Annotated in this window: 14 protein-coding genes and 1 pseudogene; 8 read left to right on the top strand and 7 right to left on the bottom strand. The window is 45.7% G+C overall.

Annotated elements, in window-relative coordinates:
- Positions 1-452 precede the first annotated feature (452 nt).
- From ACQCVE_RS15370 to ACQCVE_RS15355, 4 genes are all read right to left on the bottom strand, one after another.
- Positions 453-4,934 carry a glutamate synthase-related protein gene (locus ACQCVE_RS15370; protein WP_426863329.1) on the bottom strand — a complete coding sequence of 1,494 codons (4,482 nt, stop codon included), beginning with the start codon at positions 4,932-4,934 and terminating at the stop codon, positions 453-455.
- A 678-nt stretch (positions 4,935-5,612) separates the two neighbouring features.
- Positions 5,613-6,905, bottom strand: coding sequence for a glutamate-1-semialdehyde 2,1-aminomutase (locus tag ACQCVE_RS15365; protein ID WP_426863328.1), 1,293 nt, complete (start codon positions 6,903-6,905; stop codon positions 5,613-5,615).
- A 65-nt stretch (positions 6,906-6,970) separates the two neighbouring features.
- On the bottom strand, positions 6,971-7,564 hold the full coding sequence (clpP, locus tag ACQCVE_RS15360; protein ID WP_426863327.1) for an ATP-dependent Clp endopeptidase proteolytic subunit ClpP: 594 nt from the start codon (positions 7,562-7,564) through the stop codon (positions 6,971-6,973).
- A gap of 2 nt (positions 7,565-7,566) precedes the next feature.
- Entirely contained in the window at positions 7,567-8,169 is a 603-nt protein-coding gene (locus ACQCVE_RS15355) for a sigma factor-like helix-turn-helix DNA-binding protein (RefSeq protein ID WP_426846396.1), read from the bottom strand.
- A gap of 165 nt (positions 8,170-8,334) precedes the next feature.
- Between ACQCVE_RS15355 and ACQCVE_RS15350 the strand changes: the two genes are divergently transcribed.
- The 6 genes from ACQCVE_RS15350 to ACQCVE_RS15325 all read left to right on the top strand — a co-directional run bounded on the left by ACQCVE_RS15350 (position 8,335) and on the right by ACQCVE_RS15325 (position 12,869).
- The gene (locus ACQCVE_RS15350; protein ID WP_426863326.1) at positions 8,335-9,360 is read left to right on the top strand and encodes an ABC transporter ATP-binding protein; all 1,026 of its coding nucleotides are present in this window, start codon (positions 8,335-8,337) and stop codon (positions 9,358-9,360) included.
- A 15-nt stretch (positions 9,361-9,375) separates the two neighbouring features.
- Complete coding sequence (locus ACQCVE_RS15345) at positions 9,376-10,167, top strand: ABC transporter permease (RefSeq protein WP_426846400.1); 792 nt, start codon at positions 9,376-9,378, stop codon at positions 10,165-10,167.
- Positions 10,168-10,170: 3 nt separating this feature from the next.
- Positions 10,171-10,956, top strand: a complete 786-nt coding sequence (locus ACQCVE_RS15340) for an ABC transporter permease (RefSeq protein WP_426863325.1) — start codon at positions 10,171-10,173, stop codon at positions 10,954-10,956.
- Between the two features lie 321 nt (positions 10,957-11,277).
- A complete protein-coding gene (locus tag ACQCVE_RS15335) occupies positions 11,278-11,685 on the top strand; it encodes an ion channel (RefSeq protein WP_426863324.1) in 408 nt (135 codons plus the stop codon).
- A gap of 60 nt (positions 11,686-11,745) precedes the next feature.
- Entirely contained in the window at positions 11,746-12,216 is a 471-nt protein-coding gene (gene bcp / locus ACQCVE_RS15330) for a thioredoxin-dependent thiol peroxidase (RefSeq protein WP_426863323.1), read from the top strand.
- Positions 12,217-12,347: 131 nt separating this feature from the next.
- Entirely contained in the window at positions 12,348-12,869 is a 522-nt protein-coding gene (locus ACQCVE_RS15325) for a DinB family protein (RefSeq protein ID WP_426863322.1), read from the top strand.
- Positions 12,870-12,901: 32 nt separating this feature from the next.
- On the opposite strand, the gene ACQCVE_RS15320 is transcribed toward ACQCVE_RS15325, so the two are convergent.
- Together ACQCVE_RS15320 and ACQCVE_RS15315 are read right to left on the bottom strand one after the other, a co-directional pair.
- Positions 12,902-13,060, bottom strand: a complete 159-nt coding sequence (locus ACQCVE_RS15320) for a ribbon-helix-helix domain-containing protein (protein WP_426846409.1) — start codon at positions 13,058-13,060, stop codon at positions 12,902-12,904.
- An 11-nt stretch (positions 13,061-13,071) separates the two neighbouring features.
- Positions 13,072-13,938: pseudogene (locus tag ACQCVE_RS15315) on the bottom strand (SPFH domain-containing protein).
- A gap of 330 nt (positions 13,939-14,268) precedes the next feature.
- Here ACQCVE_RS15315 and perR point away from each other — a divergent pair.
- Positions 14,269-14,706, top strand: a complete 438-nt coding sequence (gene perR, locus ACQCVE_RS15310; protein ID WP_426846411.1) for a peroxide-responsive transcriptional repressor PerR — start codon at positions 14,269-14,271, stop codon at positions 14,704-14,706.
- A 22-nt stretch (positions 14,707-14,728) separates the two neighbouring features.
- On the opposite strand, the gene ACQCVE_RS15305 is transcribed toward perR, so the two are convergent.
- On the bottom strand, positions 14,729-15,091 hold the full coding sequence (locus ACQCVE_RS15305) for a YgzB family protein (RefSeq protein WP_426846413.1): 363 nt from the start codon (positions 15,089-15,091) through the stop codon (positions 14,729-14,731).
- Positions 15,092-15,290: 199 nt separating this feature from the next.
- Between ACQCVE_RS15305 and ACQCVE_RS15300 the strand changes: the two genes are divergently transcribed.
- Positions 15,291-16,163: a nucleotidyltransferase-like protein gene (locus ACQCVE_RS15300; protein ID WP_426863321.1), complete on the top strand. Its 873-nt coding sequence runs from the start codon at positions 15,291-15,293 to the stop codon at positions 16,161-16,163.
- Positions 16,164-16,409: the final 246 nt, after the last annotated feature.

Genomic DNA, 16,409 nt, shown 5'->3' with positions numbered 1-16,409 from the left:
TGACCCTCTTTCTGTTTCGTTTCAAACGCTTTTACTGCTATGTAATAGCTTAAGTTTAACCCAGAAGAAAAAAACTGGAAACCGGACACGACTAATTGTTTAATTGAATACTAGCTATTCATCCTATCGTACGCTAGAACTTAACTTATAGATTATTGTATGCAATTTCAGAATACAATGGATTCAGACCAAATGCGCAAGGACTTGCTGATAGGGTGCCGGAGCTTTCGTACAGCAGTGAAAGCGGGGACAGGTCCGATGCCAGCCCCGCACTTCTTTTCTGAACAACGGGTCGGAAACTTTTACGTTTAAATCCTTACGGCACACTGTAAGGGAGAGGGGGTGCCGGAGCTTTACTCTTTACCGGAGGTCAGAGGCCTCCATTTGCGTATAACGCTAAATAGGAAAAACTCAAAAAACCGGCCTTCACTAGGCCGGTTTTCGTACGTTCATTATTCCGTTGATACAGATGGATCCGCCTGTTCCTTCGCGGGTATAAGCTGCAGGAAGTGCTGGGCCGGATTATCAAGCAGAGGCTTCAATTCTTCCGCCTCTGCCTGCTGGCCGTGCTCTTCAAGTGCAGCAATATAAACACCTAGAAGCTCATGAATATCAGTCAGCCCTTTTTTATCAAGGGGAGTGATTTCTATCTTTGCTCCTTTGGCTACCCGCCGCTCAAGTGCTGCACGGGTAAGGCCGGTTTCTTCCTGCTGGCGGACATAGACGACTCCGCCTGTCATGCCTGCACAAATCCATGGTCCCGGATCGCCGAGAACGAGTCCGCGGCCGTTTGTCATATACTCAAAAGCAAAGCCCTTAATGTTGGCGTTCACTCCGATGTTTCCGTATTCCTCGGCGGGAATCGCTTTTTCGATCCGGCCGCCGATAATCATATCTGCACCGGATAGCCGGATGCCGGCCCTTGCATCGGCATCTCCCTGAACAAGGAGGGTCCCGCTTTGAGCACCATACCCGAAGCCTTTGCCGACAGAGCCGCTGTAAAATCTGCCGTCGCCGCCTCTTCCTTTCAGTACGCGAATGGCACCGCCGAAGGCTGTTTTGCCTGTGCCGTCCTGGGCACCGCCTTCGACAGAAATCGTGATCCCGCTTGAATTATAGGCGCCAAGCCCGTTACCGGGAACGGAGCCATTTTTGTATGTCAAACGGATGTCCTCAAGCTCTTTATAGGAGCCATCAAGCCGTTCACGGACTCTGTGGCCTGAAACCCGGCTTCCCAGAACACGCTGCTCGGAGGTGATGCTTCCAAACTCTCTTGATTGGTGCAGATCCTCATCGCGGTAATCCAAGTACTCTGCACCTGCTGCTACAGCAAGCCCGCGTTCATGACTGCTTGCTGCCACTTCCTTGTGGGCGTTCGCCAGGTTCTGGATTTCGAGCGGCTTTAACAGGAGGGACAGATCCATCGCATCGTTTTCTTTCGTTTGTTCAAGCAAATCGGAGCGTCCTACAAGGCTTTGCAGGTTCGAGGCTCCGAGTGAAGCCCCAAGTGCCTTCAGCTCACCGCCGAACGCCGTGAACAGGTTTTTCAGTCCTTGAACCGCATTGTCATACTGTCTTGGAACGAATCTTCTTAATCCGTGTTCCTTCGCTTGTGCTTCCGATTCAATTTGGGTCGCAATACCGACGTGGCAAGTATCCAAATGACAACCGCGGCACGTTGTACATCCGATGGCAATCATCGACAGGGTGCCAAAGCCGATTCGGTTTGCACCGAGAAGCATCAGCTTCACAACATCCATTGCGCTTTTAACACCGCCGTCTGCCCAGAGCTCTACCTTTTGGCGAAGCCCTGCTTCAAGAAGCGCGTTATGCGCTGCCTTGACACCAATCTCTACCGGAAGCCCTACGTATTGAAGAGCATGAATTCTTGCAGCGCCCGTTCCGCCGTCAAATCCGCTGAGTGTAATGATGTCTGCGCCTGCTTTAGCAATGCCGACCGCGATTGTTCCGATGTTCGGCACAACAGGAACTTTTACAGCAACAAGTGCCTGGTCATTAGCCGTTTTCAGCTCTGTAATCATTTGCGCCAAATCTTCAATCGAATAAATATCATGGTTGTTGGACGGAGAAATTAAGTCCGATCCAATGGTTGCGTTCCGGGCTTCGGCGATTTTAGCCGTAACTTTTGATCCTGGCAGGTGTCCGCCTTCCCCGGGTTTAGCGCCCTGCCCAATTTTGATTTCCAGAAGATTGGATGAGTTCAAGAGCTCAGCATTCACTCCGAATCGGCCGGAAGCAACCTGCTGTCCGCGTGTTTTCGGATATTTCCCAAGCATATCTTTAATTTCTCCGCCTTCTCCGTTCAAACTGATCATGTTGAGCTGATCGGCCGCTTCCGCATAAGCACGGAAGGCGATTTCGTTTTGGGAGCCAAACGACATAGATGAAATGACGAATGGCAGATCATGCTCTCCAACCTTTAAATCAACCTTTTCAGGACGGACATTGGATTGAACTTTTTTAAGGCTCGTTAAATGGCGGATGGCAATCGGATTCGCTTCCTCCTGCTCTGTGATTTTTTCCCGGTAGGCATCATAGTCTCCGGTTGACGCTACATCACCTATCGCTTTCCATATCCTCGGGAACAGATGGAACGTTTTAGTCGGACGGGCTTTCTCATTTGTAAAGTCCTCTGCACGCTCTTTTGCGTCCGTTTTCATTTGGTCAAAGCTGTAGCGCAGTTCGCTTGAGCCGAGAAAGTTCGGAATATCGAGCAAATCGCCAATTTCATGATTTAAGCCGATTGCTGAAAATAGCCTGCCATACCCGCGCAGCTCATGAATACCAATAGTGGAAATGACCTTTTCCAACCCTTTGTTCAAGGCCTCAAACAGATTAATAGAAGGTTTAGTCTGTCCATCTTCCGCCACAGTCGCAAAAACCATATATGGATTCAGGATATTTGCGCCAAGTCCGTAAGCAGTAATAATATCATGCAGCGACCGAATCGAGCCGGAACGCAAAAGAACGGAGCAGTTCCTGCGCAGCTGCATCGAAACAAGAGATTGATCAATGACAGATGTAATCAAATGCGGATCGATCCAGAGATTTCCATCTTGATGTGAAAGGCGGTCGTCCAATACGAGAAGGGCAGCCCCATCCTGTACAGCTTGAATGGCTTCAGCTGTTAAACGGTCAAGCGCTTCTTTCAGTGTTTCTTGTTCACTATAGACGATGTTCAGAACATAGAGCTGCTTATTTTTGGAAAAATGGTCCGTAAGTTCTTCATAAGGAAGCTGTTCTGTTGCATCGGCTGCCTCATGGGCAAGAAGGCCCTCCAGGATGATTGGGGAGGGGAGCTCCAATATATGATGGCCAGCTTCTGCTTCAAAAAGAGACGGACGTTTGCCGACAATCGTTCTCGTTGAAAAATGCTCGGATTCCCGATCGCGGTCGATAGCCGGATTTGTAACGACGGCTACACTTTCTTTAAAGAAGTCCGCCAGGTTTTTTCTCCCAGGATGAATGGCGGCAAGCGGTCCATCATGTCCCAAAGAACGAATCGGTTCAACCCCTTTTTCCGCCATTTGCTCAAGAAGCTGAATATGCTCTCTGTCCCATCCGAATGCAGCATAATGGCCATTATGAAGCTTCATGACCGGAGCAGTGGAGCACTTCTCATTGGAAGATGGATAGGCAAGGTGTCCGCCGAACCCGCTTACTTGTATGCGTTTCGTAAAGCGGCTGTGTACTTCCTCCTGATAGGCAGGGTAATCGTATACCTTTATTGAATCTTCGTCCCATTTCAGCCCGACCTTTTCACCAGGTGCCAAAGGCTTTGGATTCGCCATATATTGGCTCGCCGGGATAATTCCCGGCTCAGACGCGAAAATATAAGAGGTTTTCGTTTCAACCTTCCAAAGTGGGCGCAGTCCGAGTGCATCAACACTGAAGACGGCTTCATCTCCAAAGCGGGAAATAATGCCGGCCGGCCCTTGGGCAAAATGTCCCCAGGCTTCACGGATATACGCATATAGATTTTTCAGATGGTCAGGATATGCTTTCATTTCATTGATAATTGGCGGGAACAGGACATCCAGTGCTTCAAAAAGGCTGTAGCCGTCCCTGCAAACAAAGGTTTCAAGAGTACGGTTCAAATCCTGGGAATCACTTCCTCCGATTGTAAGGGGCGCATCAATCATGCGTGCTTCATCTCGAAGCTTGGCGATCGTATTGATTTCTCCATTGTGTCCGAGCATGCTGAACGGCTGAACCCTGAAAAAGTTTGACAGCGTATTTGTTGAGTACCGGTTATGCCCCAAAGTCATAGAGGACGCTACGAGGGGATCCGCCAGATCGTGATAGTACAGAGGCAAAATATCACCTGCGCCCATAACCTTGTATACAGCTGCGTGCTGGCTTAATGAAGAGGCATGGATATGCTCATCCTTCTCAAGCTCGATTGCCAAATCAAATAAACGCTTTGTCAATGTTTCATTTGATTCTTTTGAAGGGATCAAGGCAGCCTGCCAGAAAAGAGGCTCCTCCTGAACTGCAATTGGACCTAACGCGTCAGTGGATGTCACTTTGTCTGATTCATAGACAACTTCAAAACCATAGGAAGCGATATGCTTTTTCGCTGCGCTCTTCGTTTCCTCCTGGCTGCCGTGCCGGGACAAGAAGAAATGACCAACGATAAAATCATCTCTGTCTGACAACGCCGGATCTAAACCGGCTTTTTCAAGCTTCTTTTTCCATAGTTTACGAGGGATATCGATATGAATCCCAACGCCATCGCCTTCTTCATTAATAAAACCTGCACGGTGATTCATCGTTACGAGAGCCTGTATACAGGCATCGATGTTTTCTTTTGTAGGAATTTTGTGTTTCTCTACAATGGATACGATTCCGCATGCATCATGCTCAGCATTTTCATAGTTTTGAAATAGACTTGGACACCATTTTTGGTTCATACTTGTCGGCTGCCTCCGAGGGAATTCTTTCATTCCGCTCGCCGCGCCTTCACCTCCTGCTGATAAATGTTGAAGATTTTAACTAAAGTTGAAGAGAATTTTAGAGTGTAAATAGTGAGACGGAGATAAGAAAAGATTATTGCACAAGAAAGGATTTGCCTATATTGAATATATATAATTTTCAGAATTGTAGCTTTTATCATATCATCTTGGAAAGACATTTTCAATTATTTATGCAAAAAGATGAGGAGAGCATGCACGTCAACGACATTGGCATATATTCTCCAAATCCCAATTTGTATGGAGTAGTAAGCGTTTTCATTGCTGCAGATAAAAAGATTCATAATCATTTTAAGCTGGAGGATTGAATAATCATGTATTTTTATTCATAGGGAATCTGTGAAGGGAACGGATTACGTAAGAAGAATATTGTCGAATGGCCCGTATTTGCTCAAAGTTGGCCCGCAACCGGGTGAAGTTGGCCCGTATTCGTCCAAAGTTGGCCCGCAACCGGCTGAAGTTGGCCCGTATTTGCTCAAAGTTGGCCCGCAACCGGCTGAAGTTGGCCCGTATTTATCCAAAGTTGGCCCGTAACCGGGTGAAGTTGGCCCGCAACCAGTCAAAGCTGGCCCGAATCTATTAAAAAGGCCGGCTCAATTAGAAGCCGGCCGGTTCTGATTATTTACTAAGTGCTTTGAATGCTTTTTCTACAGCTTCCAGTGTCTGGCGGATATCTTGTTCCGTATGTTCAGTCGTCAGGAACCACGCTTCGTATTTAGAAGGGGCTAAATTGATTCCCTGATGGAGCATTTCTTTAAAGAAGCGGGCGAACATCTCGCCATCTGTGTTTTCGGCCTGCTCGTAGTTTTCTACTTTTTCATCTGTAAAGTAGATGGTGAGGGCCCCTTTCAGACGATTTACTGTAATTGTGACTTTATGTTCAGCAGCAGCTTTTAAGATGCCTTCCTCGAGGATCGCACCAAGCCGGTCCAGCTCTTCATAGACGCCTTCCTTTTCCAATACTTCCAGACAGGCAATTCCTGAAAGGATGGAAGCGGGGTTTCCGGCCATTGTTCCGGCCTGATAGGCAGGGCCGAGCGGAGCGACTGTTTCCATGATTTCTTTTTTGCCTCCATAAGCACCGATTGGGAGTCCGCCCCCGATGATTTTTCCGAGTGCGGTTAAATCCGGGGCAACACCGAGCATATCCTGTGCTCCGCCATACATGAACCGGAATGCTGTAATGACTTCATCGTAAATGACAAGTGCGCCTGCATCATGTGTGATTTCATTGACTTGTTCCAGGAATCCGGGATGCGGCTCAACAATTCCGAAGTTGCCGACAATTGGTTCTACGAGGACTGCTGCGATTTCGCTTCCCCATTTTTCCATCGCCTCCCGGAACGGCTCAATGTTGTTAAACGGAACGGTGATGACTTCCTGTGCAATGCTTTTTGGCACGCCTGCCGAATCAGGTGTTCCCAGGGTTGCTGGCCCTGAGCCTGCGGCTACAAGCACAAGGTCGGAGTGGCCGTGGTAGCAGCCGGCAAATTTGATCACCTTATCCCTGCCTGTGTAGGCACGGGCTACACGGATGGTGGTCATGACCGCCTCTGTTCCGGAATTGACGAAACGCACCTTCTCCATGTTCGGCATGGCCTTCTTCAGCTTCTTGGCAAAGTCGATTTCGTATGGAGTAGGGGTTCCGAACAGAACCCCGTTTTCAGCTGCTTTTGAAATGGCTTTTGTAATATGCGGATGGGCGTGGCCGGTAATGATCGGCCCATAGGCTGCCAGGTAATCTATGTATTTGTTTCCGTCAACGTCCCAGAAGTGTGCCCCTTTTCCTCTCTCCATAACAACAGGGGCTCCGCCGCCGACAGCTTTATAGGATCGGGAAGGGCTGTTTACGCCTCCGACTATATGTTCAAGTGCTTCTTTTTGAAGTTCTTCAGATTTGGTGAATTGCATACATCATCCTCCTAAAAAAGTTTGCTCTCTCATTCTAGCACTTTTTTAGGAGGATTACTGTTCACCTACTTGGTAATGATTTCATCGACAATGCCGTATTTAAGCGCTTCTGCAGCAGTCAAGAAGTAATCGCGGTCTGAGTCTCTTGCCACTTTTTCCATTGGCTGACCGGTCTTTTCTGCAATTTTTTCGTTGATGATCTGCTTTGTGTGCAGCAGCCGCTTCGCGGTAATTTCAATATCGGATGCCTGGCCGCGTGCACCGCCAAGCGGCTGATGGATCATGACCTCGCTGTTCGGAAGCGCGTACCTTTTTCCTTTTTTTCCTGAAAGCAGCAGCATCGCTCCCATGGAAGCTGCCATTCCTATGCAAATCGTCTTCACATCCGGCTGAATATAGTCCATTGTGTCAATGATCGCAAATCCCGCGGTGATGGAGCCGCCAGGACTGTTTATATAGAGAGAAATATCTTTTTCCGGGTCCTCAGAGGCTAAAAACAGCAGCTGGGCTACAATGCTGTTGGCCGTGTGATCATTAATCTCATCACCGATCATAATAATCCGGTCCTTCAGCAGTCTTGAATAAATGTCATAGGATCGTTCGCCAAGCTTTGATTGCTCCACCACATAAGGGATAATATTCATTATGTGTTCCTCCATTATTATGCGGCTATTTTTGCCATCGGGCCGCTTGATTGTTTCGGAACAAGGGTCAGCAGCTTTAATAGAGGCTGCGGATTCTCTTCGGTCAGAGTCCGGCTGATGGCAGCAGCCAATTCTTCATCCAAATCCGCAGGGTCCTCCCTCATCGTGTGCTGTCTCGCTCTGAATAAAAGGGCTTTTACAGCAGGCAGGGTCAATCCAGTCAGTTCTGCGATTTCTTCATTTTTAAAAAGCAAAGCTTCCTTTAGTACGAAGACCGCTGCCTGCTTCACTGACATCACAGAGGCAACCCACTCACTGAGCTCTGCGGCTTTGCTCTCCATTATTTCTTCGACACGATCATCTGGTGTAAATCCGGTTATCACCCGTTTTTGCTTACGGAAACAGTCGATGTGCAAATGCTGTGCGGCTTTATTGTAAAATGCTTGAGGCAGATCGTTCGAAAGGTCATTATTTTTTTCCAGAATCCTGCAGATTGTTGCCTGGGCTAAGTCCTCGGCATCCCATTTATTACGGGTCAGCATCAAACAGTATTTGTATAGGGAAAGATATATTTCATTAAAGTCTTTCTTTCCAAAACGGGCAGCGCTGCTTTTGGCCATCGTTTTCACTCCTTAAAGGTGCACCTTTGTATAATAAACGGCTGGGAGGATCAAAAGGATACGGGTATCAGCAATTTATTCTTTCCGTAGAAGATGAATTCCTTCAAAGTTTGGGGGATATAAGCTACACTATCTTTGGCAGTCATTATGAAGGGAACGTGCAAAATGAAAAATGTCATTGAAACTGAAGGCCTTCGAAAAGAATTTAAAGCGTACTCCAGCAGGGAAGGCTTAGGGGGCGCTTTTAGAGATTTATTCACCAGGAATTATAAGGTGATCCAGGCTGTCGACGATCTTTCATTTACGATTAAGCAGGGGGAGATGGTCGGTTATATTGGTGAAAACGGAGCAGGAAAATCCACTTCGATTAAAATGCTGACCGGCATTCTGAACCCCACGGCCGGAACGGTGAGAGTTAATGGGATGGATCCCCATAGACAGCGTGAAAAATTTGTGAGCTCCATCGGGGTTGTATTTGGACAGCGATCCCAGCTATGGTGGGATATCGCCGTGCAGGAATCGTTCCGATTGCTGAAAAAAGTGTACAAAGTGTCTGATGAGGATTACAAAAATCATATGGGGCATGTCATCGAGTCCCTTGATATCGGGCCGCTCCTTGATAAGCCGGTAAGAAAGCTGTCTCTTGGGCAAAGGATGAGGTGCGAGCTTGCTGCGGCACTCATTCATAACCCGCCCCTCCTTTTTTTAGACGAGCCGACCATCGGATTGGATGTTCTCGTAAAACTGAAAATCCGCCAGTTTTTAAAGGAAATGAACGAAAAATATAAAACGACCATCCTCCTCACTACCCATGATTTATCAGACATTGAAGCTCTGTGTGAGCGGGTGATTATGCTCGATAATGGAAAGATCATATACGACGGGGCGCTCGCCCATCTTCGCCAGGACTTCGGTGAGGGAAAAAAAATCGAGTTTCAATTCAGTGAGCCTGTGGATTCCGCATCTCTTAAGGAGCTGTCAGAGGAGCTGGACGTTTTTTGGCAGCAAAACAGTGAAAATAGCTGGACTGCTCTGCTTACAGCTCAGGAAGCGGGTATGTCCGAGCTGATCGGCCGCGTAGTCGGAGCGAAGAAAGTACTGGATATGAGCATCCACGAAGTTTCTACAGAAGAAATCATCCGTCAAATTTATGAAAGAGGCTATCAGCCTGAGAAGAGAGTTTTGACATGAGGCGGGTGCGAAATTATGGATAAGTACATGGAAATGGTCCGCATCCGCTTTTTGATGATGCTTGCCTACAGAACCAACTACTACAGCGGGATCCTCATCTACAGCATCAATATTGGCGCCTACTTTTTCCTCTGGTCGGCCATTTACGGGGATAAAGCAGATATTCAGGGCCTCAGCGTCCTGCAGATGTCAACCTATGTAGCAGTCGCCTGGATGGCAAGAGCTTTTTATTTTAATAACATTGACAGAGAAATTGCTCTGGAAATCAAGGAAGGCAAGGTAGCTGTGGAGCTGCTCCGTCCTTATCACTACCTTGGAATGAAAACGATGCAGGCGTTTGGTGAAGGTGTCTTCCGGCTGCTGTTCTTCTCGATGCCGGGTATGATTTTCATTGCATTCGTATTTCCGCTTGAGTTTCCGGGGGGAGCGTCCACGTGGGCCTTCTTCGCCTTGTCACTTGTGTTCAGTTTCATCATCAATACCCAAATCAATTTGCTTACCGGAATCATGACGTTCTTTCTATTTAATAATGACGGGCTGATCCGGGCAAAAAGAGTAGCGGTGGATTTGTTTTCAGGTCTGCTGCTTCCAATCAGCTTTTACCCGGGCTGGGCACAGAATGTGATGCAGTATTTTCCGTTCCAGGCGATCAGCTATGTTCCGAATATGATTTTTACGGAAGCGTATAAAGGAAATGAGCTGTTCCAGGCTATTCTTTATCAGGGAATCTGGGCCCTGCTCCTCCTCATTCCGATCCAGCTGCTGTGGATACTGGCAAAAAAGCAAATGGTCATCCAGGGAGGGTAAGCCATGTATTACGTATCCATGTTTATTCAATATGCAGGACAATATTTGAAAACAAGATTGCAGTACCGAGCCGATGTATTGGTTGAAATCCTGTCAGATTTCCTTTTCCAGGCAGTCAACCTGATCTTCATCCTTGTCGTATTCGGCCATACGCAGTCGCTGGTTGGGTGGAGCCAGGATGAGATCATCTTTATTTATGGATTTTTTCTCATTCCGTTTGCCGTATTCGGGGCATTTTTCAACATATGGGATTTTAATGAACGATATATTGTAAAGGGGGAAATGGACCGGATCTTAACAAGGCCAATCCACAGCCTGTTTCAGGTGACGCTTGAAAGGATGGAGCTTGAATCCCTTTTCGGAGCGGTCACGGGGTTTGCCGTTATGATGTATGCAGGCTTCCGGCTTGACCTGCCATTTTACTGGCATGACCCCTTTGTATTCCTTCTTTTTATCATAGGAGGGGTATTTGTTTACGCAGGTATTTTTATTATGATTGCAAGCATCAGCTTTTACTCAGACTCCAGGACATCCATCATGCCGATGATGTACAATATCGGCAACTACGGGCGGTATCCTGTTGATATCTACAATAGAGCGATCCGGTTTGTTCTGACCTGGGTACTGCCTTTTGCCTTTGTCGGAATGTATCCGGCTGCCTACTTCTTGAGAAAAGAGGAATGGTATGGCTACGCGTTTTTAACTCCGGTCGTTGGCGCTGTGTTCTTCGCAATAGCAGTGTTTGTATGGAACCAGGGCGTTAAGCAGTACCGGGGAGCCGGGAACTAGGCTCGTGCAGACACGGATGCGAATCGAGAAATTCAGGGACCGTCTGAATCCGGAGAACAATTGAAAAGAGCTTTCAAGCAGAATGGTACTGAGCAAACATGGAAAGGAGCGCCCGCCATGGCCAGGAAAAAAGAACAGTCAAAGGAAGATCCTAAAAAAGCTCCTGAATGGGAAAAGCTGTACAAGCTGATCGGCAAAAAGGTTAAAAAGAGATAGCAAGGATTGGCAAGACCGGCTGCTGGAATGGCCGGTCTTTGATTTATACATAAAAAGCCGTCCCTCCTGCATATACATTCAAAAAGGACAATCATGGAGGGTCCGATGGAAATTCTGATGGCCATAGCTACCATTGTCTGTTTGCTGATGTCTGTGAGAATTACGGCAAAAACGTTTGCTGAACAGCAATTCCTTTCCCGCGAGACGATTGTCGTGATCGCGTTTTTATATTTATCGATTTTAATAGGGTTTGCAATGCTGTACCTTCTTTTTATTCAAACGGGTCAGGGTGTGCTGACCCAGGGCAATGAACCAATTGAAGGTGATTACCTTGAGCATCTGAATACAAGCCTTTATTTCAGCGCGGTCACCCTTTTTTCTGTTGGCTACGGGGAAATAATTCCGGTAGGAGCAGGGAGGCTGCTGGCTGTAATCGAAGCGCTGGTCGGCTACATGCTCCCTGTTATTTTAGTGGCGAGGACAGTGCTTGAAATTGATAAAAACGCGAAATAGTTGTACGAACTCCTTGTTTTGGGTACGCTCTAAATAGTCATTATATTTGGAGGGGAAAACATGAGTATTGAAGTTGGAGTTCAAGCTCCTGAATTTGAACTGAATGCAGCCGGCAGCGAAAAGGTTAGGCTGTCCGATTACAGAGGAAAATATGTAGTTCTTTATTTTTATCCAAAGGACATGACACCAGGATGCACCACGCAGGCCTGTGATTTCCGCGACCGCCACAATGAATTTTCTAATGTTAATGCGGTGATTCTCGGTGTGAGCCCGGATCCTGCAGATAAGCATGATAAATTCAGAGACAAATATGATCTTCCTTTTCATCTGCTTGCCGATGAGGATCATAAAGTATCGGAAGCATATGGTGTCTGGAAGCTGAAAAAGAACTTCGGAAAAGAATACATGGGTATTGAACGCTCTACTTTTATTATCAACCCTGAAGGCAAGATCATTAAAGAATGGAAAAAAGTCAAAGTGAAGGACCATGTGGAGGAAGCTCTGGAATTTATAAAGAGCGAGTCTAATTAATATGGCTAAGCCTGGGAGACTGGTTCTCAGGCTTTTTTTTATTAAATTCCACAACTAAAATGGAAAAATGGAAGGAATTTCTTGCGCATAAAACGAATTGGTACTACGTGAATAGTCAGGAGGCGATTTTGATGGAGAACCATCCGAAAAAGCTTTATGAATACAATTTTTGGGCACATCAGCGGATTTTGGACCATTTAAAGACCTTGCCCCATGAAATCTTCAATAAGGAAATAAAAAGCACCTTTCCCTCTGTTTCTGCGACGATGGTTCATATCTATGCAACTGAATATTTATGGCTTCTAGTGCTGGAAGGAAAGGAAATGGAGGCTGCGATGAATGAGGCCATTAACCTTCGTGAAAAACTTGGAGAACAATCGTTGAGTGAAATTGAGAAGGAGTTCCAGGCTTTAAACGCTCGTTTTCAAACTTTCTTTGACTCCAATACTGACTTGGAAAAGAAAATTATCCTTAACAATCCATACGCCGGTAAAAGAGAGACCAGTCTGGCAGAAATCGTCTTTCATATCGTAAATCACAGCACGTATCACAGAGGCAACATTTCAGCAATGCTGCATCAGCTGGATGAATCCTCCCTAATGACTGATTACGTATATTATTGGTATAGTGATCAGCTTCTTCCTAATAATTAAAGAGAACCGGATGCATTCGCGTCCGGTTCTTATCATTCTTCTTCTTTTTTGCCGCGTCCAGCGCGCTTAACCGCTTCCTTCAGAATAATTTCGATCTGGGCATTTACACTTCGAATTTCATCGTCTGCCCATTTTTCCAAAGCCTTGTAGAGCTCTGGGTCGATTCTTAAAGGGAAGTTTTTTCGCTTCATTTCATCACAACCTAATAAATGCTTCCTGAGTTGACGATCGGCTGCATTCCTTTTTCGGAAACAAGGGAGACCATCAAGTTATTCACCATTTGAGCTTTTTTCTCTTCGTCTAATTCTACCACGCCCTCCTCAGCAAGCTGGTCAATGGCTGATTTAACCAGACCGACAGCTCCGTCCACAATGACTTTTCTTGCTGCAAGGACAGCGGATGCCTGCTGGCGCTGAAGCATAGCTGAAGCAATCTCAGAAGAATAGGCCAAATGCATAATTCTTGCTTCAATGACTTCAACTCCAGCGACATGAAGTCTTCTCTGAAGGTCATCTGCGAGCTGGTCTGCCACCTCATCGCTATTCTTCCTGAGTGAAATCCCGTCATCGCCATAGAAATTATCATACGGATACTGTGTAGCGATGTGGCGGATGCCTGTTTCACTTTAGATTTTTACGAATTCTACATAATCATTAACATCAAACATCGCCTTAGCAGGGTCGAGAACACGGTATACGATAACAGCTGCAATCTGGATGGGATTCCCTTCGAAGTCATTAACCTTTAATTTTTCGCTGTTAAAGTTTACGGCTCTCAGCGAAATGCCGCTTCGGATCGTTAGTGGAATGGTCATCCAGAAGCCCTGCTCTCTTATCACACCGCAATAAGTTCCGAAGAACGTACATACGTGAGCTTTATTAGGCTGGACAATCGTCAATCCGCTCAGCATTAACATCCCGATAAGCAGAAATGCAATGGCCAGGCCGATTCCGACCAGTTCGCCAGTCTCCTCCTGAATGTTGAAGAAAAACAATGCAATTCCGCTGAAAACCAAAAACAAGACAATCCCAATAAAGCCATTAACCTTCCAGATCTTTTTCTCAGCCATTAAGATGACTCCCTATATCTTTATATCATTATGATATCACTTTAATATCAGAAATGCACAATAAATTTCCAAATTTAGAAAATAATTTGGAAAGGGGGCGTCCGTCCACTCCAAAAGATCGCAAGGTGTATATAGTATGAAGGAAGGCATAACCTCCTCAAAAAGTTAGTGCGGTCTTGGTGCAGAATCTGATTCTGCACATTTTTTTTTGAAAAAGCTGAGTGAAGAATTCCTAGCAGCACAAGCATTGACAAAACTTCAATTTGGAGAGTACACTAATTATAAATATTACAATGTGAGAATGTTTTTCGGAAGAGAGGTGCATGGCGGATGTCTGAACATCAGCTCAAGGAAGCGATCGACACACTTAAGCAAACCGGAGTCCGGATTACCCCGCAGCGTCATGCCATTTTGGAATATCTTATTCAATCCATGAACCATCCTACAGCAGACGATATCTATAAATCATTGGAAGGTAAGTTTCCAAATATGAGTGTGGCAACGGTTTACAACAATCTTCGCGTCTTTAAGGAAGTGGGACTCGTAAAAGAGTTAACCTATGGAGATTCCTCCAGCCGTTTTGACTTTGTGACGACCGAGCATTATCATGTGATCTGTGAATCCTGCGGAAAAATCGTGGACTTTCACTACCCGGGCCTTGATGAGGTTGAGCACCTGGCAGCGCATGTTACAGGGTTCAAAGTGAGTCATCACCGGATGGAGATTTACGGAGAATGCAGCGGATGCGTACAGAAGAAAATCCATTAAGAAAGCTGACAGGCGATGCTTGTCAGCTTTTTTTTGCTTTTCTGCGGGTATTGTATCCTTCATCAAATTCTTTTCCCTCCAGCTGCTTATCAAGCGTAAGCGGCTCCCTGCAATGCATGCACATATCGACCCTTCCTAAAATTTTAGTCGGCTTGCCGCAGGATGGGCAGACAACTTTGACGGCCTTTGTTGAAAGCATGCCAATCCAGAAGTAAACGACGGTGCTTGCAAGAACGGAAAGCAGACCGAGAACCATAAAAACAGTCATCGCAATTATGGACTGCCTGAAGAAGATCCCCAAATACATAATAAAGAATCCTATAAAAATCAAGCTTAGAGCGAACGTTCTGATTTTGTTAATTTTACTTGAGTAAGCTCGAGCCATCCCATCATCCCCTTATACTAAATATAGCACAGGTCAAAGGATAAAATATTGAAAAAATCTCCAATAATCCCGGAAATTCTTCCTTGTGAATGAAATGAATTTAATCCTTTAGAGGGATAAATATATGTCGAAAAAGGGTATTAGAAAAAAATGTAGAAGTAAGACACGAATCAATTTTGTACTTGGAGGAATTTTTAAGATGGAAAACACTCTCCGTCCCATATATCAGGAACGGGCAAGCCATCCCGATACGCTTGCAGTCATCATGATTGAAAGAAAGAACCAGAGGTCTCCCGCAACGGACATGTTCGATGCAGCGTTACTGATAATTGTCCGATCTGCAGAAGTTCCTGTACATATGAAACATTATGAATTCAGCGGACAAAAAGCCTCGCTTCATATTGTAACGGAAAAGCAGATCAGCGAATGGCTTATGCTTGGAACGAACAGGAGGATCATTGACTGGGTATTAAACGGGAAGGTTTTATTTGACCGGAATGAATATTTATACCAGCTGGTTGAGAGACTGAGCACATTCCCGTTTTCTGAGCGAAAGCTTAAAATTGTCATGGAGTACGGCAAACTGATCCGGCGTTATTTTGAAGGGAAAACATTTTTTGAAGCAAAACAGTATCTGGACGCATATAATCATATCGTTCATGCACTGCACCATCTGGCAAGACTTGAAGTAATCGATCAGGGGTTTTACCCCGAAATTACTGTATGGAATCAAGTGAAGCAAATTGAACCGCAGGTTTATAAGCTCTACCAGGAGCTGATTGACAGCGGAGAGCCTCTAAATAAAAGACTTGAACTTCTTTTTCTCGCAAGTGATTTCCTGATTCATTCTAAAGCTGACGTAGGAGCGGCACACTTACTCTCTATATTGGAAGAGAGGGAGTATTGGCATTTTTCGGAGCTTCTGTCGCACGAGGAGATTGCGTACTACAGTGTAGACCTCAACATTTTGCTTGAGTTTCTGGTTGAGAAACAGTTTGTTGGCATTCACTTAATAGAGACAAAAGGAAAAGGGATTTTCCACAGAACGTATACTTTCATAAAAAGTTATTGACCTGGTCGGTAACGGGTGGTATATTAATAAACGTCGCTGCTGAACAACGCCGATAACGCTGGAAACGGCAGCGATAAATTTTCAAAAAAGATGTTGACTTAAACATCTGGAAATGTTATATTAATAAAGTCGCTTCTGAACGAGGCGAACGAAACAAAATGATCTTTGAAAACTAAACAAATCGAAGTGCCAACGTTAATTCTAAAGTTTTAAACAAGAGCTAGTCAAACTACTTTTTGGAGAGTT

The organism is Metabacillus sp. 113a (assembly GCF_050107635.1).
GTDB lineage: Bacteria > Bacillota > Bacilli > Bacillales > Bacillaceae > Metabacillus_B.
This window is presented reverse-complemented; position numbering and strand designations above follow the sequence as displayed.

Bases quoted from the DNA above. Each gene is read 5' to 3' on its own strand.
- ACQCVE_RS15370 (WP_426863329.1), bottom strand. From the start codon at position 4,934: ATGAACCAAAAATGGTGTCCAAGTCTATTTCAAAACTATGAAAATGCT.
- ACQCVE_RS15365 (WP_426863328.1), bottom strand. From the start codon at position 6,905: ATGCAATTCACCAAATCTGAAGAACTTCAAAAAGAAGCACTTGAACAT.
- clpP (WP_426863327.1), bottom strand. From the start codon at position 7,564: ATGGAGGAACACATAATGAATATTATCCCTTATGTGGTGGAGCAATCA.
- ACQCVE_RS15355 (WP_426846396.1), bottom strand. From the start codon at position 8,169: ATGGCCAAAAGCAGCGCTGCCCGTTTTGGAAAGAAAGACTTTAATGAA.
- ACQCVE_RS15350 (WP_426863326.1), top strand. From the start codon at position 8,335: ATGAAAAATGTCATTGAAACTGAAGGCCTTCGAAAAGAATTTAAAGCG.
- ACQCVE_RS15345 (WP_426846400.1), top strand. From the start codon at position 9,376: ATGGATAAGTACATGGAAATGGTCCGCATCCGCTTTTTGATGATGCTT.
- ACQCVE_RS15340 (WP_426863325.1), top strand. From the start codon at position 10,171: ATGTATTACGTATCCATGTTTATTCAATATGCAGGACAATATTTGAAA.
- ACQCVE_RS15335 (WP_426863324.1), top strand. From the start codon at position 11,278: ATGGAAATTCTGATGGCCATAGCTACCATTGTCTGTTTGCTGATGTCT.
- bcp (WP_426863323.1), top strand. From the start codon at position 11,746: ATGAGTATTGAAGTTGGAGTTCAAGCTCCTGAATTTGAACTGAATGCA.
- ACQCVE_RS15325 (WP_426863322.1), top strand. From the start codon at position 12,348: ATGGAGAACCATCCGAAAAAGCTTTATGAATACAATTTTTGGGCACAT.
- ACQCVE_RS15320 (WP_426846409.1), bottom strand. From the start codon at position 13,060: ATGAAGCGAAAAAACTTCCCTTTAAGAATCGACCCAGAGCTCTACAAG.
- perR (WP_426846411.1), top strand. From the start codon at position 14,269: ATGTCTGAACATCAGCTCAAGGAAGCGATCGACACACTTAAGCAAACC.
- ACQCVE_RS15305 (WP_426846413.1), bottom strand. From the start codon at position 15,091: ATGGCTCGAGCTTACTCAAGTAAAATTAACAAAATCAGAACGTTCGCT.
- ACQCVE_RS15300 (WP_426863321.1), top strand. From the start codon at position 15,291: ATGGAAAACACTCTCCGTCCCATATATCAGGAACGGGCAAGCCATCCC.